A 25508-nucleotide genomic window follows, 5' to 3' on the forward strand; every position below is an offset into this window, starting at 1 on the left:
CGAAAATGCGCCGAGCGAACGTCACCCGTCCGTGCGGCCCGGTCAGAACCCCGACGTGCCGTTCGGCGTGCCCAGCCCGGTGGGCCCGTCGTACCCGGTGCCCGCCGTGCACAGGTAGCTGCCGCCGCAGCTGCCGTTCGACCCGGACGTCACGTCGTACAACCCGCCGGTGTGCGCGTACGGGTACGACCCGGACGTCACCGAGTTGCCCGCCAGCGCGTACACGCTCGCGATCACCGGCGACGACAGGCTCGTGCCGCCGACCTGCACCCAGCCGTCCGCGCCCTGCGCGAGGCCCAGCGACAGCAGCAGGTCGCACCACGACGAGCTGCCGCAGCTGTTGTACGTGTCGTAGACCCCGAGCCCGGTGGCCGGGTCCGCGACCGCCGAGACGTCCGCGACCGTCCTCTTGGCACACCCGGTGTCGTGCTGCCACGACGGCTTCGCTTCCAGGGCCGAACACCCGCTGCCGCTGCCCTTCCACGTCGTCTCGGTCCAGCCGCGGGCGGTGCTCGTCGACTTCTTCAGCGTCGTGCCGCCGACGGCCGTGACGTACGGCGAGGACGCCGGCCAGCTGACGCCGTAGCCGGAGTCACCCGAGGACGCCGTCACCGCGATGCCCGGGTGGTTCAGGTGGGCGTCCGCGGCCAGGATCGTCGAGTCCTCGGTGCCGCCGTAGCTGTTGGAGATGGCCACCACGCCCGGCGTCGCCGCGGCCGTGTCGACCGCCGTCATCAGCGGGTCGGTGTCCGGGGAGTTGGCTTCCACCAACAGGATCTTGCAGTCCGGGCAGGTCGCGGACACCGCGTCGAGGTCGAGGCTGATCTCCATCGCCCAGCCGTAGTCCGGCGCGGGCAGCGGGCTCGCCGCGCCGTTCTGGTTGACCTTCTTGAAGCAGCCGTTGGCCGTCGTGCACGGCGAAAGTCCCCGCGCCGCGCGGAACTTCGCCAGGTCCGCCTCCGCGGTCGGGGCGTCTTGGGCGTCCACAATGGCCACTGTGCGGCCGTTCGCGTGCAGCCCGCCGAGGTTGTAGGCGGCCTGCATTTCGGCCGGGCCGTAGCCGACCGGGGTCGAGTTCAGCAACGGGCCGGAGCCCTTCGGCGACCGGATCGCCTTGCCGAGGCAGTGGAACTTGCCGGAGGTGGCGCAGCCGAAGTTCACGACGCCGCCGCTCTTCAGCGGGGCGGCGTCGGCGGGCGCGGCGACGGCCACCGAAAGCGGGGCCGCCACGAGGGAAAGGACGATCAGGGATCGGAACAGCCGGGAACGAGCCATGCTACTCCTCGGTAGGGGACCGGGTGTGGCACGGGATCGTCGCATGTCACTCGATGGAGGTCACCCGGCAAGAGGATGTTTCTCGGTTCAGTCATTCGCCCACCGGACGGCGAACCGGACGAACGGTCACGAACCTTCTCACCCGGTCGAGTTATTGGTCCAGACAAGTGTTACCGAAAAGTGACTAAAAGCCCGCTGAGCGGGAGCTACTTTGTTGTGACTCGCAACAAATGGCTCGTGGATCCCCAACGGCGGAGGTGTCACGGCGTGAACCGGACCTTGGACAAGTTTCGACGGCACAGCCCAAGGCTGGCGCTCGTCGCATCGGCGCTGCTGGTGGCGGCCGGGCTGAGCGCCCCCGCGGCCCTCGCGGCCGACGACTACACCCAGAGCGTCAGCCAGCTGAGCTCGACGCAGGTGCAGATCAACTTCACCCCGACCACCCCGGCGCTGTACGTGGACGTCCACTACACCGGCGTCCCGGGCCTCGGCCAGCAGAACGTCCGGATGACCAACGGCTCGGGCACCTGGCGGACCACGGTCGGCGGCCTGAGCACCGGGAACGTCCTCGACTACTGGTTCACCTACGAGAAGAGCGGCCCGCAGTACGACACGCCGCACTTCAGCTACACCGTCGGTGGCGGCACGACGACGGTCGCGGCCCCGACGTTCAGCCCGCCCGGCGGCACGTACTCCTCCGCCCAGACGGTGACGATCAGCAGCGCCACTTCGGGCGCGACCATCCGGTACACGGTGGACGGCTCGACGCCGACCGCGTCCTCCACGCTCTACAGTGGACCGATCAGCGTCCCGAACTCCCGCACGGTCAACGCGATCGCGCTCAAGTCCGGCATGACGACGTCGGCGGTGTCGAGCGCGAGCTACACGATCGGCACCCAGGCGGGCTGCCCGACGCAGTCCGACACCCCGAACTTCGGTTCCAACGTGCGGATCTTCGACCCGAGCATGTCGGCGGCGACGATCCAGGCGCAGCTCGACACCGACTTCAACAACCAGAAGGACACGCTGACCGCGCAGATGGCGGACCGGCGCGTCGCCCACCTGTTCAAGCCGGGCACGTACAACAACGTCCACGACAACGTCGGCTTCTACACCTCGGTCGCCGGTCTCGGCCAGAACCCCGGCGACGTGCTGATCAACGGTGACGTCACGGTCGACGCCTTCAACGCGTCCGACAACGGCGTCGCGCTGCAGAACTTCTGGCGCTCCGCGGAGAACATGGCGGTCAACCCGTCCGGCGGCAACGAGCGGTGGGCCGTCGCGCAGGCCGCGCCGTTCCGCCGGATGGACGTCCGCGGCGGGCTGCAGCTGTACCCGGCGAGCTACGGCTACGCCAGTGGCGGCTACATCGCCGACACGAAGGTGGCCGGTCAGGCCGCGTCGGTCTCGCAGCAGCAGTGGTACACCCGCGACTCGCAGCTCGGCAGCTGGAACGGCGGGGTCTGGAACATGGTCTTCTCCGGCACCAGCGGCGCGCCGGCGACCACGTTCCCGAACCCGCCGGAGACGACGCTGGCGACGACGCCCGTGTCCCGCGACGTGCCCTACCTCTACGTCGACGGCACCGGCAAGTACCGCGTGTTCCTGCCGTCCCTGCGCACCAACGCGTCCGGCCCGAGCTGGGCGAACGGCAGCACGCCCGGCACCTCGGCGCCGATGAGCCAGTTCTACGTCGTGAAGTCCGGCGACACGGCCTCCTCGATCAACAACGCGCTCGCCGCGGGCTGCAACCTGTTCTTCACGCCGGGCGTCTACCACCTCAACCAGACGCTCAACGTGACCAAGGCGAACACGACCATCCTCGGCATCGGCTACCCGACGCTGGTTCCGGACAACGGCGTCAACGCGATGCAGGTGTCCGATGTGGACGGCGTGCGGCTCAAGGGCCTGCTCTTCGACGCGGGCACGACGAACTCGCAGGCCCTGCTCACGGTCGGGCAGTCCGGCTCGTCGGCGTCGCACGCGTCGAACCCGACGACGGTCCAGGACGTGTTCTTCCGGATCGGCGGCGCGATCGCCGGCAAGGCGACGAACAGCCTGATCGTCAACAGCGCCGACACGATCATCGACCACATCTGGGCGTGGCGGGCCGACCACGGCAACTCGGGCACGGTCGGCTGGACCACCAACACCGCCGACACCGGGCTGGTGGTGAACGGCGCGAACGTGACGGCGACCGGCCTGTTCGTCGAGCACTACCAGAAGTACCAGGTGATCTGGAACGGCCAGGGCGGGAAGACGATCTTCTTCCAGAACGAGATGCCCTACGACGTGCCGAACCAGGCGTCGTGGAACGCGCCGTCCGGAGTCGCCGGGTACGCCGCCTACAAGGTCGCGTCGAACGTGACGTCCCACGAGGCGTGGGGGCTCGGGAGCTACTGCTTCTTCGACACGAACCCGGCGGTGTCCAGCTACCACGCGTTCGAGGTGCCGAACACCAGCGGCGTCCGGTTCCACAGCCTGCTGACGGTGTCGCTCAACTACCGCGGCACGATCACCCACGTCATCAACGACACCGGCGGCGTCACGCCTTCGGGCACGGTGCCGGTCAACGTGGTGAACTACCCGTAACCCGGGTGAACAGCGGCCCCGCACCGGACCCGACCCGGTGCGGGGCCGCTTTTTCATGCGACGTGCAGGATCGCGTCGGCGTTTTCCAGCAGCTCCCGGGTGAGCGGCGCGTACCGGTAGTCGGCGTCTTCGCGAGGGCGGCCGGCCGGGATTTCCGCGGTCAGCTGCCAGGTGCCGGTGCCGCGCTGCAGGTGGCCTTCGTAGGTGGCGGGGTCGGGCTCGCCGAGGCCGAGGGCTTCGCTGTGGCCGAGGCTGCCCGCGATGAACGCGTACCGCTCGCCGAGCCGCGACGCGACGATCGCCCCCGCGCCGGAGCCCAGGTGGGCGTTGTGCGCGAACACCAGCGTCCGGCCGGGCTGCGAACTGTGGATGTCCAAGAGGTTCCGGGCCATGATGACCGCGCGGGCGCCCGCGAGGCGGGCGATCCTCGTGTCCCGCTCGCCGGGCAACGCCGACGCCGCGTGGTAGCGCAGCAGGTCGAGCCCGGCCATGGCGTGGATCCTCGCGGCGCGTGCGGCCGGCTCGACGCGGGCGTCGAGAGCCATGAGCAGGTCGTCGGCGATGACCCGCAGCTCCCGGGCCTCGGGTGACGCGCCGGGCGACGCGGCCGGGTCGAGGATCGCTTCGGAGCGGCTCCACCGTTCGTCGTCCCCGGCCAGGGTCGCGATGTCGACGCTGACGCCGAGGTAGTCGCGGGCGTGTTCGAGGTAGGTCCGCGGGCTGGGCGCGCTGAACGTCTCCGTCGGGGCGTCGAAGCCGTGGAAGGTCAGCGGTTCGGCGGCGGTCTCGTTGTACTCGCGCAGCCAGGCGAGCAGCTCCTGATTGGCGTCCTGTTCGCCGAAGCCGTGCGAGAACCCGCCGTCGAGCGCGGCGACGCGGTCGGTCTCCAGCGCGATCGACCGGAAGCCGTGCTCGGCGAGCCGCGCGAAGAGGTCGTTGCGGATCCGCGCGAAGGCCGGTTCGAAGTGCGTCGGCTCACCGAAGGCGAGCAGTTCGGCGGTGCAGTCCGTGATGTCCATGTGGTTGAATCGTATCCTTGAACATCCGATTGAGACCCGCTGACCTCGCCCGCGAGCACGGCATCTCCACGCAGGCGGTCCGCAACTACGAGCAGGACGGCTTCCTCCCGCCGGCCGCCCGCACCCCCAGCGGGTACCGGATCTACACGGAGCTCCACGCGTCGGCCCTGCGTGCGTTCCTGGCCCTGGTCCCCGCCTACGGGCACGCGACCGCCGGCGGCATCATGACCGCGGTCCACGACGACGACCTCGATCGCGCGCTGAACCTCATCGACCGCGGGCACGAACAACTGCTCCGCGACCGCGAAACCCTCAACGCCGTGGAGACGGCCATCGGCCACCTGACCACCGGAGCGGCGCCGGAACCGGCCGCCACCGGCTGGTCGATCGGCGAACTGGCCCACCGCCTCGACGTCACGGCGGCGACCCTGCGGGCGTGGGAGCGCGCCGGCATCCTCGTACCGCGCCGCAACCCCGCCACCGGCTACCGCGTCTTCTCCGCCGCCGACATCCGCGACGCGGAACTGACGCACCTGCTCCGCCGGGGCGGCTACCCGCTGGACCACATCGCCACAGTGGTCGCCCAGGTCCGCACCGCCGGCGGCACGGAGTCCCTCGTGGACGCTCTGGACGCCTGGCGGGAGAAGCTCACCGCCCGCGGCGTGGCCATGCTCGACGCGGCGGGCCCGCTCGGCGCGTACCTGCGGTCACGGCCGTGACTTCGGGTGCAGCCGGTCGTACTCGAGCGCGGCCGTGTGCTGGGTGCGCACGCGCAGCGCCTTTTCCTTCTCGTCGTCCTCGGTCTCGTGCAGGCCGAGCTGCACGGCCTGCCGGATCTGCTCGCGGTTGTCGCGGACGACGGCGGAGAAGAAGTCGTCGATCCGCGGGTCGACGAGGACTTCGAGCAGCACGCGGAACGACGTGTCGACGACGGTCCGCACGATTTCGTCGTGGAAAGGCAGCCGCTTGAGCTTCCCGAGCTGCGGGTCTTCGGCGATCTTCTCGGCGATGATCGTGCGCAGCTCGGCCTTGCTGGCGTTGAGCGACTTGGCGAGGTTTTCCGGGTAGTTCCCGGTTTCGAGCACCTTGACGACCTCGTCGAGCACGGCGATGGTCACCGGCTTCTTGATCGCCTTCACGATCGGCTCGGACAGCTTGTCGACGAGCCGGTAGGTGAACTGCTCGCCGACGGCCCGGTCCGCCGCCCGCCCGACCCGGATCAGCAGCAGCACGACGCTGACGAACTTGTGCGCGGCCATCGCGGGGTGCGCGACGGGGATCATGGCGAACAGCTCGTACCAGTTGCGCACCAGGAACTTCCGGGCCCACCGCCGCTTCCGCCACCGCCACAGGAATTCGAGGAAGAAGACACCGCAGATCCCGCAGTCGACGAAGAAGATCACCAGGCCGACGTCCCGCGCGGGCGGGCTCAGCAGCATGAACCCGAGCAACCCGACCGAACCGGCGGCGAGGGCGAGCATGATCCAGTCGTCGGCCCGCACGTTCCCGGGCAGGACCCCGCTGTTGAGCTCCGGCTCACGGGTGTCGCGAAGGGTGACCATGCCCGATGATGGCACGCACCGCCTTGATCAGCCGGTTCGCCGTCGTGTCGCGGACCAGAGCCAGTCCGTCCGCGCCGAAGTGGCTCAGCAGAGCCTGCCGGACGAGCTCGCCGACCGGCTCCCCCCGCCGGACCCGCCGCACCGGTGCCCGCGCGGTCGCCGCCCGCCGCAGGACGTCGGCGGCGGGGCCGGTCACGGCGTCGAGGGCGCCGGCGATGCCGGTCGCGCTCCGGCGGTCGCGCAGCGCCGTGCTCACGCTCGTCAGCACGATCGGGTGCCCGCCGCACCGCTCGACGAGCCGGCGCACGGCCGCGAGCTCGACGGGGTCCGCCGACCCGGCGATCTCGGTGTAGAGCTCGGTTCCCTCGTCCTCGGTCAAGCCACCGAGGTCGACGACCGGTGCGGGCCACCCGGGGTGGCCGGACCTCGTGGTCAGCACCGTCCGGACGTAGGACGTCGGCATCACCAGCTCGTCGAGCACGGCGGCCGGCAGGTCCGGCGGGACGTCGTCGATGACCCACAGCTGCGGTTTCCGCGCGGCTTCGATGTGCCGGGCGACCATGTCGCGGATCTCTTCCGGCGACCGGTCGCCGACGTCGGCGCCGAGGTCCGCCGCGATCGTGCGGAGGTGCGCGTGGAACCGCGCGAGCGCGCCGGCGGGATCGTCCTTTCCGAACAGGTCGAGCCAGCGCACCCCACCGGCGAAGGCGTCCCGGAAGAGGAACGCGTACTGCTCGGCCAGGCTGGTCTTCCCCAGGCCGGCGGGCCCGCGCACGACGGCGAGCGCGGCCGACGTCCGCGGCGTGGTGGCAGGCAGGTCGCGCGCGTGCAGGGCGCTGTGCACCGCCCAGAGCTGCCGGTACCGGCCCACGAACCGCCGCGGCCGCAGCAGCCGGGGCAGCAGCGGTGCCGTGCTGCGCACCGCGCCCAGCGGGGTGTCCGCCGCCCGGACCATCTCGGCGACGCGGTCGGCGATGCGGGCCAGGTCCTGCTCGGTGCGCGGCCGTCCGAAGTAGGCGGCGTCCGCCAGTTCGACCGGCGCGATGTGGTTCCCGTCGGGCTCGGGGTTGACCACGAGCACCCGCCGCCGGGGATCGCCGGAGCGCTGGGCCGCGAGAAAGGCGGACGTCAGTTCCCATTGGCACGCGTACCGGGTCGGAAAGTGGCGGGAATAGTAGGCGAGCAGCACCTTCGACTCGGCGAGGGCGGAGACGAGCTTCTCGGTGACACCATCGAACCTGTCGATTCCCCGATCCCGGAACACCCGCAGCCCGGCGGCGCGGAGAGCGTTCTCGAGCGCGTTCACCTCGGCGGTGTCCGACCAGGTGAAACTGAGGAAGACATCATGGGGGCGCATCGAACCTCCTCGCGGTTTTACGGCGCCTCGCTGGATGATTCTGCCGCGGACGTCGCCGCATTAGCTCGACACGTTACCGGCGCCACGCCCCTTGACCGGATCGTCACCGCTTCAAAAGCGACCGGTGAAATCCAAAGAAAAAGACGTCAGCGGGCGAGCGCGGGAATTGTCGTGGTTCTGTCGCGTTTCCGGTGCGGCTTTCCGTCGCCGGATAGGGCATCTTGGGAGAAGACGCGCACGGTGAGGAGGAGCATGACGCGGTCAGCCGGCGGGCTGCCAGCCCACCCCGTACGACCTCGCGGGCTGCAGCCCGTGGAACTGGGTGCGCACTTCGCCCGCGCTGTCGAGGAACAGGGGTTTGCGCGCCGGCACCGGGTCGGCCGCGTCCTTCGACAGGTCGCCGTCGATGCGCCAGATCCGCTGCGGCGGCTCGTTCCGGTCGAACCGGACGTTGAGGTCGAAACTGTCGCACGGGAACTCGGGCGTGCAGCAGTAGAACGGCACCGGCAGCTCCGCCAGCCGGATGCGGAAGAAGAATTCGTGCTGGTCACCGGCGTCCAGCGGCCGCGGCGGCCGCAGCCGGAACGCCACCCGGGTGGAGGACACCAGCCGCACGGAGTGCACCTCGCCGCCCGCGACGACGTCGATGCCGAGCTTGGAGAGGTCCGGCGGGGCGGTCGTGCTGGCGGGCCGCGCGAGGGAGACGCCGTGCTCGATCTCCTCGAGCCCGGCGACGTGGCTGACGATGCGCCGGGTTTCGAAGACTTCGGCCGCGACCCCGGTGAGGGTCAGCCGGACCGCCAGCGCCGACGTGTGCCACGGGTCCCGGCTGTCGGGCGGCACGCCGCCGAACGCCGCGGGCGACTGGTAGGCGGTCTCGGCGATCAGGTACAGGACGTCGTCGGCCCGGCGTTGCATCGTGCGGACGTTGCGGTCGGCCCCGGTGCCCAGCAGCTCGAGGCGCGCGGTGTAGCGCTCGTTCGCGCCGGTGCCGAACCCCAGCACGATCCGCGCCGTTTCCCGCTGCGATTCGGGCAGCTTTTCGATCAAGGAAACAAGCGTGGCGACCACTTTCGCGCGGACCGTTCCGGGCGCGTCGTCCTCGCCGACACCGCACACCTCGCGCAGCGCTTCGCCCACGTCCCCCGGCAGGTTCTTCGCTTGGACGCCCAGACCTTTGCGAAGCAGTTTCAGCTCCGATGAGAGAGCGTTGATCTTCGCTTCGGCCGCCTCCTGAGCCAAGCCGCACCTCCGTCTTGGTCGCTGCGGGGAAGTCTACTCATGGTGCTCCGCCGCGGCCCGCGCCGTCACCCGTTTCCGGCCGGTTTCCGGAACCGGGAAACAGCGCAGGCCGATCCGGTGGCAACGGTTTCCCCCTGGCCGGCAACGGGAAACACCTGTCCGCTCCGCATTCACCGGGTGATGCTTGTTCCGCCGAAACCGTTCGGCGGAACAAGAAATCCGATGCGGAAAGGGGAAAGCGATGCACACGCACATCGTCATCGTGCTGAGCCAGCTGGTCTCCCTGCTGGGCTGATCAGGAACCGGCCGGCGGGCCCGGGCCGCCGGTCTCACCTTCCCCCCGTTCGACCGATACAGGATGATTGACCGATGCCGGACTTTGGAGCGGAATTGAAACGTCGACGGACGTCGGTCGGCATGTCACTGACCGGACTCGCGGCGGCCGTGCATTTCACCAAGGGCTACCTGAGCAAGGTGGAGAACGGCAAGACCCGGGTGAACCGGGAACTGGCCAAGGCCTGCGACCAAGCACTCGGCGCGGGCGGCGAACTGCTCGCCCTCGTCACGGAGCCGGCATCGTCCGCGCGGCGCAGTGCCGGCGGCATCGCCGGGTTGCCGGCCGCCGGCCGCTACTTCGTCGGGCGGGAAACGGAACTCGACGCGCTTTCCGCGCTGTTGCTCGACCCGGACGACGCCCGGGTCGGCGTCGTGCACGGGATGGCGGGCGCGGGCAAGACGGCGCTGGCCGTCGCCGCGGCCCGGCGGGTCGAACGGTCCTTCCCGGACGGCTGCCTGTTCTTCGACCTCCGGGGGCACACGCCCGGCGCGGCCGAGCTGTCGGCCGGCGAGGCGCTGGGCAGGCTGCTGCGGCTGCTGGACGTCTCGGCCGACCAGCTGCCCGCCGACGAGGACGGCTTGGCCAACCTGGTCCGCGACCAGCTGCGCGGCCGCCGGATGATCCTCGTGCTGGACAACGTGCGCTCCGCCGAGCAGATCCGCGCGATCGTCCCCGGCGAGACGTCGTCGCGGATCCTGGTGACCAGCCGGGGCCGGCTCCCCGCGCTCGACGACGCCTGGCACTTCCCGGTCGACGTGCTGCCCCTCGGCGACGCCGTGGCGCTGCTGCGGTCCGTCGCGGGTGACCACGCACCGGACGACGAGGGCGTGGCGACCGAGATCGTCCGGTACTGCGGGCAGCTCCCGCTCGCCGTGCGCATCGTCGCCGCCCGGTTCGTCGCCGGCGGCTGGACGGCGGCGCGGCTGCGTGACCGGCTCGCCGACGAAACGACCCGCCTCGGCACGCTGGACGACGGCGAGCGCAGCGTCGCGACGGCGTTCGCGGTGTCGTACGAGTCCCTGCCCGGTGACCAGCGGCGGCTGCTCGGCCTGCTCGCCCTGCACCCCGCGACCGCGGCGGAAACCGCGGCGGTCGAAGCGCTCGCGGGCCTCGGGCCCGGTGAAGCGGACCGGCTGGTCGACCGGTTGCACGACGCCCACCTGGTCGTCCGCGACGAGCGCGGGTACGTCGAGCTCCACGACCTGATGCGGATGTTCGCGTCGACCCACGCGCTGCCCGGCGTCGAGCCGGAGGACCGTTCGTCGGCCGTGGCCCGGCTCGTCGACCACGCGCTCGCGGCGACGCTGGCGGCCGACGAACTGGCGGAGCCGTACCGGTTCCGCCCGGCCACCGGCCTCCCGGCGGTGGGTGTCCCGTTCACCGACGCGGACGGCGCGCTGGCCTGGCTGGCCGCGCAGTGGCCGACGCTCGCCGAGCTCGTCGATTCCGCGTTCCGGCACGGGCTGCACGATCGCTGCTGGCAGCTCGCGTTCGTGCTCCGCGCGTTCTTCTTCCGGGAGAAGCTGTTCGAGCCGTGGGTCCGGACGCACGAACGCGCCCTCGAAGCGACGCGCGCGCTCGGCGACCCGAGCGCGACCGGCATGATCCTCAACAACCTGGGCATGGCCCACGTCGAATCGGGGCGCGTCGACGAGGCGGTCCGCTTCCACGAGCGGGCACAGGAGTGCTTCGCCCGCGCCCGCGACGACCGCGGCGCGATCGACGCGCTGTCCAGCCTGGCGTGGGCGCGCCTGTACCGCGGCGAGGCGGAAGCGACGCTGGCGGATTTGACGACGGTGCTGGCCGTTTACCGCCGGACCGGGCGCACGCGCAACGTCGTCATCGCGCTTCGCGGCATCGCGCTCGCGTCGACGGTGCTGGAGCGGTTCGATTCCGCGCTGTCCAGTGCGCAGGAAGCGGTTCGGCTCGCTCAACTGCCGGTGGACCGGGTCATGTCGGTCAACTGCGAGGCCTGGGTGCGGTTTCGCGCGGGCCAGTGGGCGGAAGCCGAGGGGTGCTATCGCCGTGCGGCCGAATTGGCGGACGAGGCGGGCAGCGAGTACGAGCGGGCCCGCGCGTTGACGGGTCTGGGCAACACCGCGGCCGGCCGCGGGGACCGCCGGGCGGCGGCTCGCTGGTGGACCGAGGCGGCGGAGTACCGGGTCACGCTGGATCCGAGAGTGCTCGGCGAGGCCGAGTACCGGGACCGCGCGGCGGTCGGCTGACGCCCGCGGGGTTTCCCTCGCACAACCCGTTTCCGGCAACGGAAACGCCTTGTTCCCCGGGCCCGCGAAAGCGCACCATCAATAGAGTTCCGGAATCGCCGAACCCCCGTTGAACGGGGAAATCCCGAGGAGCGAATCATGATGGTCGTCTGTTCGTTTTCCACCCTCGTCCGCGCCGCGCTCTTCCTGGTCGCGGTGGCACTCGTCGCCGGCCTTTCGCTCCACGGCCCCAGCGCCCCGTCGGGCACGCCCGGCCAGGGGCCCGCCGTGGCGACCTCCGAGCCCGTCGAACACTGAGCTCAGGTGCCCGGCGCCAGGTGCTCGACCAGTTTGGCCAGCTGGTCGGCGTACCGCTCCACGAACTCCGGGTCGTCCGGCGCGGTCCGCGTCAGTCCCTCGGTCACGTGCGGCAGGGTCACCGGGGCCATGGCCGCCGCCATCAGCAGGATCGTGAGGCATTCCGGGTCGACCCATTCCGGCAGCCGGCCCTCGGCCTTCATCGACGCTATCAGTTTCACCGTCCCGGCCAGGCGCTGTGTTCTCGGCGCGTGGTCGGGATCCGTTTCCGCGCCTTCGTACTCCAGGCCCGACCACGCCACCAGCCGCATTCCGTCGCGGCTCGACAGCGCGTGCCGGCGCACCTGTTCCGCCAGCGGCACGTCCGGCGCGACCATGTCCCGCTGCTGCTCGGTCCACTGCTCCGACAACGCCCGGTACAGGCCCTCTTTGCCGTCGAAGTAGTACGAAATCAGCTGCTGGTTCACGCCCGCGCGGCCCGCGATCGACGCGATCCGCGCGCCCGCGTAGCCCTTCGCCGCGAACTCCGCACCCGCCGCCTCCAGGATCAGCCGGCGAGTGCGTTCCGGATCCCGTTGCCGCTCCTGGGGTTTCGGCGAACGACGGGGCTTCGAGGCGGTCACGCCCGCGACTATACGTCAACCAACCACTTGACTCTGCGGAACGGATGAGTGAACCGGCAACGCCGCTGTCAGCGCGAGCGCCAGCACCAGCACGCCCGCGCTGACCAGGACGGCCCCGGCCGTCGCGGCCGCGTACCCGCCGTCGAGCCGGGAGAAGAACACCGTGCCGAAGAGCGCGATCCCAGTCGCCGTGCCCAGCTGGACGGTGGTGTTCACGACGCCGGACGCCGCGCCCGCCTGGTCCGGACGGATCTCGCCCATCGCCGACGCGAACAGCGCGTTCAGCACCGCGCCCAGCCCGGCCCCGACGCCGACGACAGGCCCCAGCAGCGCCCACCCGCTCAGCGCCGCGCCCTGTGACAGCACCAGAACGGCGACCGCGACCAGGCTCGCGAGCAGCACCGCGACGGCCCCCGCGGCGAACGACCGCCCGAGCGACGGCGCGAGCCGCATGCCCAGGACGTTGCCCGCGACGATGCCGAGCGTCGACGGCGCGAACGTCACCGCCGCCTCCCACGGCGAGAACCCGAGGCCCAGCTGCAGGTGCAGGGTGAGGACGAAGAACACGCCGACGCCGGTGTTGACGCAGAACAGCACCGCCTGACCGCTCGCCAGCCGCCGTACCAGGTCCGCCGGCACCAGCGGTTCGCCGCCGCGACGCGCCTGGAACCGTTGGTACAGCGCGAAAAGCCCGGCCAGCGGAGCGGCCGCCACCAGCAGCACGACCGACCACACCGGCCAGCCCAGCTCGCGGCCCTGCACCAGCGGGTAGAACACCGCGAACAGCACGGCGGTCAGCAGCGCGAGGCCCACGACGTCGAGGCGGTGCCGGAGGAACCCGGGCCGGTTCGGCATCGTCACCGCCGCGCCGGCCAGCGCGAGCACGCCGACGGGCACGTTCACCAGGAAGATCGCGCGCCAGCCGGTGCCGAAGAGGTCGGCCTGGGTCAGCGCGCCGCCGAGCAGCGGGCCGGCGAGCCCGCCGACCGGGAACGCGCCCGCGTACCAGGCCATCGCCTTCGGCCGTTCGCGCTCGTCGAACTCCGCTTGGACGAACGAAAGCACCTGCGGCACCATCAGCCCGGACCCGGCGCCCTGCACGACGCGCGCGGCGATCAGCACGCCGACGTGCCCGGCGAGACCAGCGGCCAGCGACGCCGCGGTGAACACCAGCATGCCGGCGACGAACAGCTTCTTCGTGCCGTGCCGGTCGCCCAGGCGGCCGCCGGTGATCAGCGTCAGCGCGAACCCGAGCGCGTAGCCGGCCGAAATCCACTGCAGCGCGGCACCTCCGGCGCCGAGCTCCCGCTGGACGGTCGGCAGCGCCACCGCCACGATCTGGTTGTCGATCATGTCCACCAGGACGGCCAGCACCACGACCGCCAGTGCCCACCACCTGAGCGCGTGCTTCCCCACGACGACCCCCTTGCTCCACGAGCGAACTCGACGCAGCAAGCATCAACCAGTCGACTTACTCTGTCAACCAGTTGTTTGATTCAGTTCGCCAGAGGGGTGACTATCAGCCTTCGAGCACCTCCCGCAGCTTCCGGGCGAACGCCTCGGGCTGGCCGGCGTAGCCGAATTCGCCGCCGAGGAAACCGCCGTGGTGACTGGGGAAGACGGTCGCCTCCTGGCCGAGGCGGGCGGCGGTGGCGAGGGCGGCGCGCCCGGTCATGACGTCGAGGGACTCCTCGCCGACGGCGATCACGATCCGCGTCGGCGCCGCGTTCAGCGCGTCGACGTCGAGCCGGTAGGCGGAGACGGCCACCGAGCGCTCGCTCATCAGCGGGTCGTCGCGGCGGCCGTCGTCTTCGGTGGGCAGGCCGAACTGGGCCGGGTCCGGCGCGGGCTGCGCGAAGTAGTCGTCGGTGAACTCGCCCTTCCACGAGGTCATCGCGATGAACGCCGCCATGCCGGCCCCGAAGCCGCGCGCCGCGTAGGCGTCCCGGAAGGCCTTACCGGCCCGGTCGGCCGCGTCGGCGTCGGGCAGCACCCCGACGAGCGGCGGCTCGTGCGCGACGAGCGTGGAGACGTCGTCCGGGTGGGCGGAGACGAGCGCGAGCGCGGCGACGGCGCCCCCGCTGCTCCCGAACACCTCGACGGCGCCGGCGCCGAGCGCCTGGATGACGGCGTGGAGATCACCCGCCTGGGTGGCGGGATCGTGGTCTTCCCGGCCGTCCTTGCGCTTGCTGCGCCCCAGCCCGCGCGGGTCGTAGGTGACGACCGTCCGGTCGGGGAAGAAGGACGCCAGCGTGCTGAACCCGGTGGCGTCCATGGGCTGCCCGGCCATGAGCAGAGGCGGGCGCGGACTGTCGGCGGGCGCGGGGCCGTGGACGTCGTAGACGATGTCGGCCTCGGGTGTTTCCAGTGTGTGCGTGGTCATTTGGTGCCTCCCCAGTTCGGACGTTGGGGAAGCGTAGCCGGGGGCACCGACAGTTTCGGGTGGTCGCGCGCCGTGGTGTCGATCCACGTGGGCGGGGGGTATGAGACCCCGCTGGTTGCCGAACCGCGCGCGGTGGGGTGGGCGGACTCGCAGCGCGTCCGGGAGTCGAACCCGGGTCCCCCGGGTGAGAACCGGGAATCCGTACCGCTGGACCAACGCGCCTTGCAAAACGAGCGGCCGGTGGGCATCGAACCCACTGCTCCGGTTTGGAAGACCGGTGTGTCCGCCGAGTTCACCACGGCCGCGGGCGCGCTCGCGTCCACCGCATCCGCGGCGAAGACGAGCGCAGGAAAAAGGCACAAAAAAGCCGCCCGGATCGATTGCTCGATGGGCGGCTCCTTGACGTGGCGGCGTACTACGCCGGCACGAGGAGCCTTCCAAGATTGTGTTCTCGCATAGGAACCATCCTCACCCATCCGGCCGAACAGCGTCAACGCATTAACCGACCAGCCCGGTGCGGTACGCGTACACCACGGCCTGCACCCGGTCCCGCAGGTCCAGTTTGGTCAGGATCCGCGACACGTACGTCTTCACGGTCTCCTGGCTGATCACCAGCGCGGCGGCGATCTCGCTGTTGGACAGCCCGTCGGCGATCAGCCGCAGCACTTCCAGTTCCCGCGGCGCCAAGGCGACTTCGCCGGACGCGGCCGGCCGGATCCGCGCGGCGTACTTCCCCACCAGCCGGCGCGTGACCTCGGGGTCCAGCAGCGCCGCGCCGGTCGCGACGGTGCGGATCCCGTGCAGCAGCTGCGCCGGCGGGGCGTCCTTCAGCAGGAACCCGCTGGCGCCCGCGCGCAGCGCCTCGTACACGTACTCGTCGAGGTTGAACGTCGTCACCACCAGCACCTTCACCGGCCGCGCGACCCCGGCGCCGGCCAGCAGGCGCGTCGCCTCGATGCCGTCGAGCACCGGCATCCGGACGTCCATCACCACGACGTCCGGGCGCAGCGAGCCGGCGAGGTCGACCGCCGTGCGCCCGTCGCCGCATTCGCCGACCACCTCGAGGTCGGGCTGAGCGTCGATGATCGTCGCGAAGCCCGTGCGGATCAACGCCTGGTCGTCGCAGACCAGCACCCGGATCACGAAGCCCTCCCCGCGGGAATCCTTGCCTCGACGACGAATCCGCCCTCACGACGCTCCGCCGTGAACTCCCCGCCGAGCACGCCGACGCGTTCGCGCAGCCCCGCCAGGCCCCGCCCGCTGCCGCGCAACACCACCGGGGCCGCGGGGGCGCCCCCGTTTTCCACGCTACCGGACGGCACCGACAGTTTCGGTGCCCCGGAAGTCACCACCACGACGATCTCGCGAGGGCCGTGCTCCACGCGGACGTCGGTGCGGCTGCCGTGCGCGTGCTTGAGCGCGTTCGTCAACGCCTCCTGGACCACGCGGTAGGCCACCGCCTCCGCACTCCCCGGCGCCGCGGGCGAGCCGACCTCGGTGAACTCGACCGGTTGTCCAGCGCGCCGCGTCTGCTCGATGAGCGTCTCCAGCGAGCCGGACGTGCGCGGCTCGGTGCCGTAGTCCGGGTTGAGCAGGTCGAGCAGGTGGCGCAGGTCCGTGATCGCCAGCCGCCCGGTGTCGGTGATCGCGGTCAGCGCCTGGTCGAGCCGCTCCGGCGCCGCGGTCAGGTAGCGCGCCGCCTCGGTCTGCACGACCATCGCCGTCACGTGGTGGGTCACGACGTCGTGGAGTTCGCGCGCGATGCGGGTGCGTTCGGCGGTGCGGGTCGTCTCGGCGACGTGGCGGCGGTGCTCCGCCTCGGCGGCGCGCGATTGCCGCAGCCACGCGCCGATTCCCCACGCGAGGGCGAGGGCGAAGTAGAACGTCACGAACCCCGCCCAGCCCTCGGACGACCCGCGCGAAGCGAGCGCGACGGCGAGTGCCGCGTACGCCGCCGAAGCGATGGCCACGGTCGTCCACCGGTACCGCGGCAGGTGAGCCGCCGCGCTCAGCAGCGCGATCGGCAGCGCGGTGCCGGAAACCGTGTGGTAGCCCCAAAGCTGGTCGACGGCGAAGCCGGCCGACACGAGCGCGAGGCACCCGGCGGGCCACCGCCGCCGCAGGGCCAGCGGCAGGCACTCGACGGCGACCACCACGAGCGCGAAGGCGTCCATCGGCCGCGTCGGCAGGTTGCCGACCTGGGTGCCGTAGCCGCCGAGGGCCGGGATCAGCGCCAGGCCGGCGAGCAGCAGCCCGAGCGAGAGGTCCCGGACCGTGACGTCGAGCCGCCGCCAGAGGTCGATCACGCGACGACAGTAGCGGTGTCGGCGGTGCGCCGGCGAAGGGGAACGATGTTCCCGCGCCGCCGGGCGAGCACCATGAAGACCGCGGTGGTGACGACGCCGGCGACGACCGAGTAGAGGCTCGCTTCGGGGCCGAACTCCCCGCCGGTGAGCGCGGCCGGGCCGGACGTGACGGCGTGGAGCAGTCCCTGCGGAGCGTCGGTGCCCGAGACGCCGGTGCCGAAGATCCCGCCCTCGGCGAAGTTCCACGCGAAGTGCAGCCCGATCGGCAGCCAGAGCGTCCGGGTGGCGGCGTAGGCGGCGGCGAGCATGCCACCGGCCTCGACGGCGATGGCGAGGGCGCCCCAGAACGTGGCGTGGGCGTTGAAGAGGTGCGAGAGCCCGAACAGCAGGCCGGTGAGCGTCAGCGCGAGCCAGGTGCCGATCCACCGTTCGACGAACCGGAAGAGGATGCCGCGGAAGAGGAGCTCTTCGGTGACGGCAGCGGCGGCGCTGAACCCGAAGAGCGCGAGGGCCCCACCGACGGAACCCCAGCCGAGCACGTCGTAGTCACCGAGGAGGGCGATGTTCCCGATGACGCAGGCGAAGAGCGAGAACCCGATGAGCAACCCCCGCCCGAGAGCCGCGTTGTTCTTGGCGATTTCGGCCGGCACGCGGTCTTCGGTCTTGCGGACGATCCACCGGTAGGCAACCACGGCGAGGGCGGCACTGCCGAGCCCGAGGACGAGGGTGAGCGGAACGTTCCACTGAACGGCGCCAACGGCCAGGCTACCGGCGAGGGCAACGGCCACGACGGTGACGAGCTGCAAGAACAGTCGCACGACGACTCCTTAGCGAGAACCCCTGGCGGGAGTGCCGGGGACGTGGAGAACGCTAGGGATTTCGACGGCTCGGGACGTCACCGTGGAGTGGACAGTTGCGAGTAGCTCGCACGGGGGACAACCGTCACCTGACCACCTTCGAGCGGAGGTGGCCAAACAGTGGGTTCCTACTTGGCGTGACCGGCATGGCATTGAAGGTGCCAAGCCAGTCTGCAGGTTTTGGAAAAGGCAGAGCCCCCCACCACAAATTTCGATTACTCGCACGGTCTCGACGAGTCCTATTTACGTCACCTCGGCACAACACTAAAGGAACCCGATCATTCAGACGATGGCCGATTCAGCGTGATATTCTTTCCAACACTGGTCGCGTCAATAACCGAGATTCCTTTTGTAGCAGAGCCTTCATGCAGTCCAACGATACCCTGATCAAACACAGCCTTATCAAAAATTGCACTAGCAAAGCTGGCTCGCTCGAAAGTTACGACCGCATCAGCCGCCGTAACTTCCCGAAAGGTGGCAACACTTTCGAATCGAGAATCGTTGAACCACACACCAGGCGCCCCAGTCGCGCCCACAGTAAATGCAACTTCGGAAAAATTGGCATTGCCGCCAAAAAATGACTCATTGAAGAACGCTTGGTGCCAAAAGTGGGCGCCGCGAAAGTTGGCGTGACCACGAAAAGATGCTCGACTAAAATGGGTCGCGTCGAAGAAATTGCTGCAATAAAATGATGCAGCTCCTAGAAATTGGACATCGATGAATATTGCCCCTTCCTCAAATGCGGTATATGAAAATTCAGTCACATCACCGACGAATTTTGCACCAGTAAAATCGGCGCGAGCGACCGAGCCGTACCCAAGATCGAAATCAATAAGGGTAGCGCCGACCAGATTCAACCTGATCTTGTCCCAGTGCTCGGTGGTCAGCGCGTCGGGCCGCTCGTCGGTCGAGAGATGGGCAGTCAAGATGGCTTGAGCAGCTTGCCGCACTTCACGCTCATGCCGATGCTCCGCACCAAGGCGGAGCGTGGCAGAACCGGCATCCTCACCCTCGGCTCCAGCGAATTCACCGCGATGGTCGAAGGGCATGCGCAGATATGCACACAGAAGGTTGGCAACAGTCTGTCGTTGGCCAGCGTGCGTGTCGGCGAGCCGTTCCAAGGCGTAGAGCCCGGCGAGACGCACCGGCGCATAGCTGGAGCCAAGCTGTTCAGCAGCTTTGGCATAGAGTTCAGTTGCTCGGCGCTCAGTTGCGTCGTGCTCGGTCTCACGGTTGGCATATTCAGTTGCCCACTGGCGTCGACCAGTGAGAACCAAAGCCACCACACCGCCAGTACCAGCCCCTACACCCAGACCGGCCTTGACCAGCTCAATTCGATCCTGCGCACTCACCGGGTGCACGGTCAACGACAGGATGAATATCGCCGCCGCGGCGAACAACACTACCGGCAGCGCGACGATCAGCGCAATGCCCAGCCAGGAGCCAGGTAAGGCACGTCCGCGCCGCATCGAGGATGATGATTTAACAGGCATCACACACGCCATCCTGATTCATTTGGTGATTTCGAACACTGAAATTACAGGTGGTGCGCACGCGGCAAACTCCGACAGTATTTCGAGAAATTTTCCGGACTCATCGGACATTCCGCAAAATCAGCTCGGTTCATCGATTATTCTCCGCCACAAAGGGGAGCGACAAAGATTGGAGCACTACCGCAGGCTACGGCGCGACCGATTCACTCGATGACTCGACTTTCGAACTGGGATCCACGCGGGGAGTTGCCGAATTCGAGCTTTTACTTGAAGCCGACACGCTCGCCGTTGGCGAAACCTGAGATGTTGACATCGGCGCGATCCGCGCACTTTCCGACGATGGGGCCGAACTCGACCCAGCCCCCTCCTGCAGCATACGAGCAATTCCATTTTCGGAGCGACCATCTGCCGACGCAGATAAACTGCGCTTTTCTGTCGGAGGGGCGCTACTTCGAGCCCCTAGAGGTGCGCTGTCGGGCGAAACATGATCAACGCCATCGAACCCCGAGTCGTCAACAATTGACGGCTCCTCGGAGGCCGGTTTAATCGTTGGCACCCCAGTGACACCCAGAGCTTGACTCACTCCAAGAATCAGCGCAAGGAGACCGCCGAGCGCCCCCAATATGAAGATAGGCCCCCTCGCAAGCTTTGCACCCGGCCGCGAACTCGGCTGAAACTCCAGAATTCTCGCATGAACTCGACGCTTCCGGGCAGAGTCTGACGCGTCACGGACGCTAGTGACCGGTTTCCCCGAATGATCTTCCAGCGAGAATCCTGCATTTTCGACAGATATCGAACCAGTCGAGCCGGCAGCCGAATTCTTACCTGGATACGCAATTCGAGGCGCAAAGTCCTCCGGAGGCTGACAGGCCCAAAGGTCGTCGAGTTCACAGTAGTCGGTCCAACACTCGACTATATGTGCGCAGTACGCATCTTCGGCTCCCCGAACCAATCGCTCCCGCACCTCAGCCGGCAAAGCGGCCACATCGGCGCGAACATTCGCCAGATTCAGCCACAAGCGAGGTTGCTGCGAAGGCACCACTACGCTCACCTGTCTAAGAATGTGCACAATGGAATCGAACTCTTTTTTGCTCATTCCTGCGCCTCCGAAGCCTCTGTCCGCCAGCCTGAACTATCATTTCCTATAAGCATTCCACCAAGCTCTATCGAACGAATCGCACTGTCCGTTAGTTTCGTGACACAGGCTACAGACTTACCTATTATTTTGGCAGTTTCCGCAGCAGTAAAGCTATCGATATAGCGAAGTTCGAGCACTCTCCGCTGCCTGCTCGGCAAGGCTTCCAAGGCTTTCTTGACGTCGCGCCGAAGATTGACAATCAAAACCTTATCGCGTCGTCGAAAAAAACCGGCAAAGTCAGTAAAATTCTCTAAACTTCGATGTTCTCGCTTCCGAAATTCGGCTACTTTCTTCGACGCAATCGCATACAGTACTCCCGGCAGCTCATCTTCGGAGACATCGCAATTCTCAACAAAAGCCACGAAAGACGTCATTATTTCCCGGTTTAGCTTATCAGCCAACTGTCGGCTGGGCATTCTCCGGCAGGTGTACCTGTGAATTTTGGCGATGAAACCGGGATTTTCGGAAAAAAATGCCGCCGACAACTCGGTATCACTGCCGCTGGGAGTATTATCATCCGATCCAGAATTTAGCATTCTGCCGACAACACCATTTCCTTGAGCGTGACCGTGATCGATACAACTTTGCCCCGGGCGGGTGACCTGCCGGGCGACGCCGCATCCGCCGCACAGCAATGACTCACCGCCATCTTGCTCAACATGTTTTTCCCCAACATGATCGACTCTGCACTACTCCGCAAGGCTGGTTGCCCCTGACCCGCGCCACATCCAGATATCGCTTACGACCTCACCGGGAGGTTGCAGCTGCCTGTGACGAGGTAGGCGTCGTGCGCTCGAAAGCCGGCGCCTCCTTCTATGTGTCGGCTGTGCGAAATAGCTGCTTCGGGTCTCGATACTCAGGTATCGGCTTGCACAGTCGGCAACTTGAGGCTGTCCATGACCCAGTCGACGAACGGTCGGCTGACCGCGGCGGGCACCCTCGATAGAACTTCAAGTCAGTCGTACGCTGCCCGCCGAGCGCGGCCGGAGCAGTGCTACTTCGACGGCCGGCCTTAAGCTCTCACTGAATCCTTGAAGAGCTGATGCGACGTAACGCCGTCGCATCGGACATCGGCCGGATTCCTACCACTCTCGCACTTGCAGGTTGGGTCGGAGGGTTTAGTGCGGCTTCCGGAGGTCGGGAACGTCGATCCCATCCCGCTTTACTGGCGACCGCACCAGCAGGCCAGGTGAGGCGGCCACTTGATCATTGACTGACTGTGATCATTCGCGCTGCCAAAGACGCAACGCCGTGTCAACCCAGGACCTCTTGCGAATTCATGCAAGCGGTGACAATCAATGGAGATGCCGTGGAAGCGAGCGGTTCGTCTTCGATCGTCACAGTACGCCGAAACAGAACACGGCCGACCGCTTGCCCTGCCCGCAGGGTGATGCACCGACTGTGACCGTCGCTCAAGGAGAAGGTCGCATCAGTAGGGGATGACTCAGCGTCACGGAGAGGACGTGCGGCCCAGTCGATCCTCACCGCACTCCGCGGTCTCCAACCTGCGAGATTCGCAGGTTGAGAACATCTCCTGAGCCGCCAAGGGGGCTCGAACCCCTGACCTTCTGTTTACAAGACAGATGCTCTACCAGCTGAGCTATAGCGGCCTGGCACCCGAGAGCGCCGACCCCAGTGTATCGGCCCCGCCCCGAGGCCCCGTCAAGAGGCAAGATCACCAGCTCCAGGCCACTATGGAGCAACGTGGTCAACGCCACTGCAACGATGGACACACCCCCGTCGATGCACCCGGAGGAGGACGACAGAGCGAGGAGGTGGATCTTGAAGATCGACAGCAACGGGCACGGCACGACCAGATGGCCCCTCCTCGAACCGCCCGAGCAGAAGCCGCGGGTGCATGGCCCGAACCTCCTCAAGCGCCGCCCCTGGCACGTCCTCGAGGCACCCACCGGGGAGTTCCCCGCCGTCGATGCCGAGGCTCCCGTGGGGCCTCAGCTGCCCGACGAGGCCACCGTCAACTTCGTCCTCGACCTGAGCCTGCGGATCGGTGAGGTCCAGATGGCCAGCGGGGCCGGCGCGTCCGACGTCACCGCCACCATCATCGCCATCGCCGGGGCTCTCGGGCTGCCGCACTGCGAGGTGGACGTCATCTTCACCTCGATCACCGTCACCTGCCACCGCGGCAGCGACCTCACGCCCGTGACCGCGCTGCGGGTCGTGCGGAGCCGGAGCCTCGACTACACCCGGCTCACCGAGACCGAGAAGCTCATCCGGCAGATCGTGCGCGGCAACGTCGGGGCCGAGCAGGCGCAGCAGGAGCTCGAACGGATCACGCAGGCCTCGCACCCCTACCCGCGCTGGACCGCCACGCTCGCCTGGGGTGGCGTCGCCGCCTTCATCACCCTGCTGCTCGGCGGCGGCCTCGACATCGCGCTCGTCGCCTTCGTCATCTCCGGTGTCATCGACCGCATCGGGCGGTTCGTGAACCGCTACGGCCTCCCCTTCTTCTTCCAGCAGGTCATCGGCGGCCTGGTCGCGACGCTCTCGGCCATGGCCATCGTCAGCTTCAACGTCCTGACCACCGACAAACCGACGCTCGTGGTCGCCGCCGCGGTCACCGTGCTGCTGTCCGGGCTCTCCACCGTCTCCGCGGTGCAGGACGCCATCACCGGCTACAACGTCACCGCTGCCGGCCGCACCATGGAGACCGCGCTGATGTCCGCGGGCCTGATCGCCGGGGTCGTGCTCGCCTTGCGGATCGCCGTCATGCTCGGTCTGCCGCGCACCCCGCTGCCGGACGTGCCGACGTCGACCGCGACGCAGCTGCCGATGGTCGTGCTCGGCGGGGCCGGCGCCGCCGCCTGCTTCGCGCTCGCCAGCTACTCCAAGATGCGGGCGATGCTGGTCGCCGCGGCCGCCGGGGGGATCGGCGCCGCCGTCTACGGGTCGCTCACGCTCGCCCAGCTGGACGGCGTCAGCTCCTCCGCGATCGCCGCGACGCTCGTCGGGTTCTGCGGTGGTGTGCTCGCCCGGCGACTCGGTGTTACTCCACTGGTAGTAGCCGTGTCCGGGATCACTCCGCTGCTTCCGGGCCTGTCCACCTACCGTGGTCTGTATCAGATCGGGGTAGAGCCCAGCGGGAACATCTCGACGCTTATGACGGCCGTCGCGATCGGGCTTGCGCTGGCAGCGGGCGTGGTACTCGGGGAATGGCTCGCCCAGCCGGTGCGGACCGGCCTGGGCAGGCTCGAGCGGCGGTTCGCCGGACCACGCATGGCTGGTCCGCTCGAACCGACCGAACGAAGCTTGGAGTAACCCGACGGTCACCGGCTGTTCATCGCTCACGCGATAGGGTTTCACTCTGGGGCCGCGACCCAGGACGCGAGGAGCAGCACGTGACTGAACGGGAGAACGGGAACCAGGCCGACTTCGTCGTAGTGGCGAACCGGCTACCGGTGGACCTCGAACGCACGACAGACGGCGAACGCCGCTGGACGGCCAGCCCCGGCGGGCTCGTCTCCGCGCTCGAGCCGTTCCTCCGGTCGCGCAAGGGCGCCTGGGTGGGCTGGCCGGGGATCCCGGACGTCGACGTCGAGGAGTTCGACGACGACGGCCTGGTGCTGCACCCCGTCTCGCTGAGCGCCGACGAGGTCCGCGACTACTACGAGGGCTTCTCCAACGCCACGCTCTGGCCGCTCTACCACGACGTCGTCGAGCGCCCGGTGTTCGACCGCGCGTGGTGGAACAGCTACGTCAAGGTGAACCAGCGGTTCGCGAAGGCCAGCGCCGAGGTCGCCGCCCAGGGCGCGACCGTCTGGATCCAGGACTACCAGCTGCAGCTGGTGCCGGCGATGCTGCGCGAGCTCAGACCGGACCTGCGCATCGGCTTCTTCCTGCACATCCCCTTCCCGCCGGTCGAGCTGTTCATGCAGATGCCGTGGCGCGCCGCGATCATCCGCGGCCTCACCGGCGCGGACCTGGTCGGCTTCCACCGCCCCGGCGGGGCGCAGAACTTCCTGTGGCTGTGCCGCCAGCTGATCGGCCTCGAGTCGACGCGCGGCGCGGTCGGCGTCCGGTCGCGGCCGGGCACCATGCAGGTCGGCGACCGGACCGTCCGGGTCGGCGCCTTCCCCATCTCCATCGACGCCGCCGGCCTCGACACCCTCGCCCGCACCAAGGGCGTCCAGGAGCGGGCCGCGCAGCTGCGCCGCGACCTCGGCAACCCCAAGACGGTCCTGCTCGGCGTGGACCGCCTCGACTACACCAAGGGCATCGACCTGCGGCTGCAGGCGCTGCACGAGCTGCTGCACGAGGGACGGCTGCAGCCCGACGACGTCACGTTCGTCCAGCTCGCCACCCCCAGCCGCGAGCGCGTCGAGCACTACCAGCGGATGCGCGGCGAGATCGAGCAGATGGTCGGCCGGATCAACGGCGAGTTCTCCCGGGTGGGCCACCCGGTCGTGCACTACCTGCACCAATCGGTCGATCGCACCGAGCTGGCCGGCTTCTTTTCGGCCGCGGACGTCATGGTCGTGACGCCGCTGCGTGACGGCATGAACCTCGTCTGCAAGGAGTACGTCGCCGCGCGGCACGACCTCGGGGGCGCGCTGGTGCTCTCGGAGTTCGCCGGCGCGGCCGCCGAGCTCTCTAGCGCATTCCTCGTGAACCCCCACGACCTGGACGGGGTTAAGGACGCTTTGGTCGCAGCCATTACGCTCGACCCGGCTGAGGGCCGTCGCCGGATGCGCGCCATGCGTCGCCAGGTCCTCACGCACGATGTCGATCGTTGGGCGCGCTCCTTCCTGCAGGCTTTGGGTGCCGAAGCGGTCGACTGACCGAAC

Annotated in this window: 19 protein-coding genes and 3 tRNA genes; 6 read left to right on the forward strand and 16 right to left on the reverse strand. The window is 68.6% G+C overall.

Going from position 1 to position 25508, the window contains the following annotated elements; all coding sequences use genetic code 11:
• Nucleotides 1-42: 42 nt before the first annotated feature.
• Nucleotides 43-1275: a S53 family peptidase gene (locus ACWEVP_RS25340; RefSeq protein WP_452065047.1), complete on the reverse strand. Its 1233-nt coding sequence runs from the start codon at nt 1273-1275 to the stop codon at nt 43-45.
• Nucleotides 1276-1542: 267 nt separating this feature from the next.
• Here ACWEVP_RS25340 and ACWEVP_RS25345 point away from each other — a divergent pair, with 267 nt between their 5' ends.
• Nucleotides 1543-3867, forward strand: a complete 2325-nt coding sequence (locus ACWEVP_RS25345; RefSeq protein ID WP_452065048.1) for a chitobiase/beta-hexosaminidase C-terminal domain-containing protein — start codon at nt 1543-1545, stop codon at nt 3865-3867.
• Nucleotides 3868-3920: 53 nt separating this feature from the next.
• On the opposite strand, the gene ACWEVP_RS25350 is transcribed toward ACWEVP_RS25345, so the two are convergent.
• Nucleotides 3921-4886 carry an erythromycin esterase family protein gene (locus tag ACWEVP_RS25350; RefSeq protein ID WP_452065049.1) on the reverse strand — a complete coding sequence of 322 codons (966 nt, stop codon included), beginning with the start codon at nt 4884-4886 and terminating at the stop codon, nt 3921-3923.
• A gap of 29 nt (nt 4887-4915) precedes the next feature.
• Between ACWEVP_RS25350 and ACWEVP_RS25355 the strand changes: the two genes are divergently transcribed.
• Nucleotides 4916-5605, forward strand: a complete 690-nt coding sequence (locus tag ACWEVP_RS25355; RefSeq protein WP_452065050.1) for a TioE family transcriptional regulator — start codon at nt 4916-4918, stop codon at nt 5603-5605.
• On the opposite strand, the gene ACWEVP_RS25360 is transcribed toward ACWEVP_RS25355, so the two are convergent.
• From ACWEVP_RS25360 to ACWEVP_RS25370, 3 genes are all read right to left on the reverse strand, one after another.
• Nucleotides 5594-6448, reverse strand: a complete 855-nt coding sequence (locus ACWEVP_RS25360; protein WP_452065051.1) for an ion transporter — start codon at nt 6446-6448, stop codon at nt 5594-5596. The two genes, ACWEVP_RS25355 and ACWEVP_RS25360, sit on opposite strands and share 12 nt — an antisense overlap.
• Nucleotides 6423-7805: a TIR domain-containing protein gene (locus tag ACWEVP_RS25365; protein WP_452065052.1), complete on the reverse strand. Its 1383-nt coding sequence runs from the start codon at nt 7803-7805 to the stop codon at nt 6423-6425. Before ACWEVP_RS25365 ends, ACWEVP_RS25360 begins: the two co-directional genes overlap by 26 nt.
• A gap of 261 nt (nt 7806-8066) precedes the next feature.
• On the reverse strand, nt 8067-9047 hold the full coding sequence (locus ACWEVP_RS25370) for a hypothetical protein (protein WP_452065053.1): 981 nt from the start codon (nt 9045-9047) through the stop codon (nt 8067-8069).
• Nucleotides 9048-9416: 369 nt separating this feature from the next.
• Here ACWEVP_RS25370 and ACWEVP_RS25375 point away from each other — a divergent pair, with 369 nt between their 5' ends.
• Together ACWEVP_RS25375 and ACWEVP_RS25380 are read left to right on the forward strand one after the other, a co-directional pair.
• Nucleotides 9417-11609, forward strand: coding sequence for an NB-ARC domain-containing protein (locus tag ACWEVP_RS25375; protein ID WP_452065054.1), 2193 nt, complete (start codon nt 9417-9419; stop codon nt 11607-11609).
• Between the two features lie 138 nt (nt 11610-11747).
• The gene (locus ACWEVP_RS25380) at nt 11748-11906 is read left to right on the forward strand and encodes a hypothetical protein (RefSeq protein ID WP_452065055.1); all 159 of its coding nucleotides are present in this window, start codon (nt 11748-11750) and stop codon (nt 11904-11906) included.
• A gap of 2 nt (nt 11907-11908) precedes the next feature.
• On the opposite strand, the gene ACWEVP_RS25385 is transcribed toward ACWEVP_RS25380, so the two are convergent.
• The 11 genes from ACWEVP_RS25385 to ACWEVP_RS25435 form a co-directional block, all read right to left on the reverse strand.
• A complete protein-coding gene (locus ACWEVP_RS25385) occupies nt 11909-12529 on the reverse strand; it encodes a TetR/AcrR family transcriptional regulator (protein ID WP_452065056.1) in 621 nt (206 codons plus the stop codon).
• Between the two features lie 15 nt (nt 12530-12544).
• The gene (locus ACWEVP_RS25390; RefSeq protein WP_452065057.1) at nt 12545-13945 is read right to left on the reverse strand and encodes an MFS transporter; all 1401 of its coding nucleotides are present in this window, start codon (nt 13943-13945) and stop codon (nt 12545-12547) included.
• Nucleotides 13946-14048: 103 nt separating this feature from the next.
• Nucleotides 14049-14912 carry an alpha/beta fold hydrolase gene (locus ACWEVP_RS25395; RefSeq protein ID WP_452065058.1) on the reverse strand — a complete coding sequence of 288 codons (864 nt, stop codon included), beginning with the start codon at nt 14910-14912 and terminating at the stop codon, nt 14049-14051.
• Between the two features lie 150 nt (nt 14913-15062).
• Nucleotides 15063-15134: transfer RNA gene (locus tag ACWEVP_RS25400), tRNA-Glu, on the reverse strand.
• A 10-nt stretch (nt 15135-15144) separates the two neighbouring features.
• Nucleotides 15145-15217 (reverse strand) — tRNA-Gly (locus ACWEVP_RS25405).
• Between the two features lie 193 nt (nt 15218-15410).
• Nucleotides 15411-16055, reverse strand: a complete 645-nt coding sequence (locus ACWEVP_RS25410; protein WP_452065059.1) for a response regulator — start codon at nt 16053-16055, stop codon at nt 15411-15413.
• Nucleotides 16052-17218 (reverse strand): sensor histidine kinase, encoded by a 1167-nt coding sequence (locus ACWEVP_RS25415; RefSeq protein WP_452065060.1) that lies wholly within the window; start codon nt 17216-17218, stop codon nt 16052-16054. Before ACWEVP_RS25415 ends, ACWEVP_RS25410 begins: the two co-directional genes overlap by 4 nt.
• The gene (locus ACWEVP_RS25420) at nt 17215-18036 is read right to left on the reverse strand and encodes a CPBP family intramembrane glutamic endopeptidase (RefSeq protein WP_452065061.1); all 822 of its coding nucleotides are present in this window, start codon (nt 18034-18036) and stop codon (nt 17215-17217) included. The genes ACWEVP_RS25415 and ACWEVP_RS25420 overlap by 4 nt, the downstream gene beginning before the upstream one ends.
• Nucleotides 18037-18353: 317 nt before the next feature.
• On the reverse strand, nt 18354-19544 hold the full coding sequence (locus ACWEVP_RS25425; RefSeq protein ID WP_452065062.1) for a pentapeptide repeat-containing protein: 1191 nt from the start codon (nt 19542-19544) through the stop codon (nt 18354-18356).
• Between the two features lie 1116 nt (nt 19545-20660).
• A complete protein-coding gene (locus ACWEVP_RS25430) occupies nt 20661-21341 on the reverse strand; it encodes an RNA polymerase sigma factor (protein ID WP_452065063.1) in 681 nt (226 codons plus the stop codon).
• Nucleotides 21342-22243: 902 nt separating this feature from the next.
• Nucleotides 22244-22316 (reverse strand) — tRNA-Thr (locus ACWEVP_RS25435).
• Between the two features lie 133 nt (nt 22317-22449).
• Here ACWEVP_RS25435 and ACWEVP_RS25440 point away from each other — a divergent pair.
• The gene (locus ACWEVP_RS25440; RefSeq protein WP_452065264.1) at nt 22450-23982 is read left to right on the forward strand and encodes a threonine/serine ThrE exporter family protein; all 1533 of its coding nucleotides are present in this window, start codon (nt 22450-22452) and stop codon (nt 23980-23982) included.
• Nucleotides 23983-24062: 80 nt separating this feature from the next.
• Entirely contained in the window at nt 24063-25502 is a 1440-nt protein-coding gene (locus tag ACWEVP_RS25445) for an alpha,alpha-trehalose-phosphate synthase (UDP-forming) (protein WP_452065064.1), read from the forward strand.
• Nucleotides 25503-25508: the final 6 nt, after the last annotated feature.

Source organism: Amycolatopsis sp. NPDC003865, from assembly GCF_053605345.1.

Coding starts and splice junctions, on each gene's coding strand:
- ACWEVP_RS25340 (WP_452065047.1), bottom strand. CDS start 1,275: ATGGCTCGTTCCCGGCTGTTCCGATCCCTGATCGTCCTTTCCCTCGTG.
- ACWEVP_RS25350 (WP_452065049.1), bottom strand. CDS start 4,886: ATGGACATCACGGACTGCACCGCCGAACTGCTCGCCTTCGGTGAGCCG.
- ACWEVP_RS25360 (WP_452065051.1), bottom strand. CDS start 6,448: ATGGTCACCCTTCGCGACACCCGTGAGCCGGAGCTCAACAGCGGGGTC.
- ACWEVP_RS25365 (WP_452065052.1), bottom strand. CDS start 7,805: ATGCGCCCCCATGATGTCTTCCTCAGTTTCACCTGGTCGGACACCGCC.
- ACWEVP_RS25375 (WP_452065054.1), top strand. CDS start 9,417: ATGCCGGACTTTGGAGCGGAATTGAAACGTCGACGGACGTCGGTCGGC.
- ACWEVP_RS25380 (WP_452065055.1), top strand. CDS start 11,748: ATGATGGTCGTCTGTTCGTTTTCCACCCTCGTCCGCGCCGCGCTCTTC.
- ACWEVP_RS25395 (WP_452065058.1), bottom strand. CDS start 14,912: ATGACCACGCACACACTGGAAACACCCGAGGCCGACATCGTCTACGAC.
- ACWEVP_RS25425 (WP_452065062.1), bottom strand. CDS start 19,544: ATGCGGCGCGGACGTGCCTTACCTGGCTCCTGGCTGGGCATTGCGCTG.
- ACWEVP_RS25440 (WP_452065264.1), top strand. CDS start 22,450: ATGCACCCGGAGGAGGACGACAGAGCGAGGAGGTGGATCTTGAAGATC.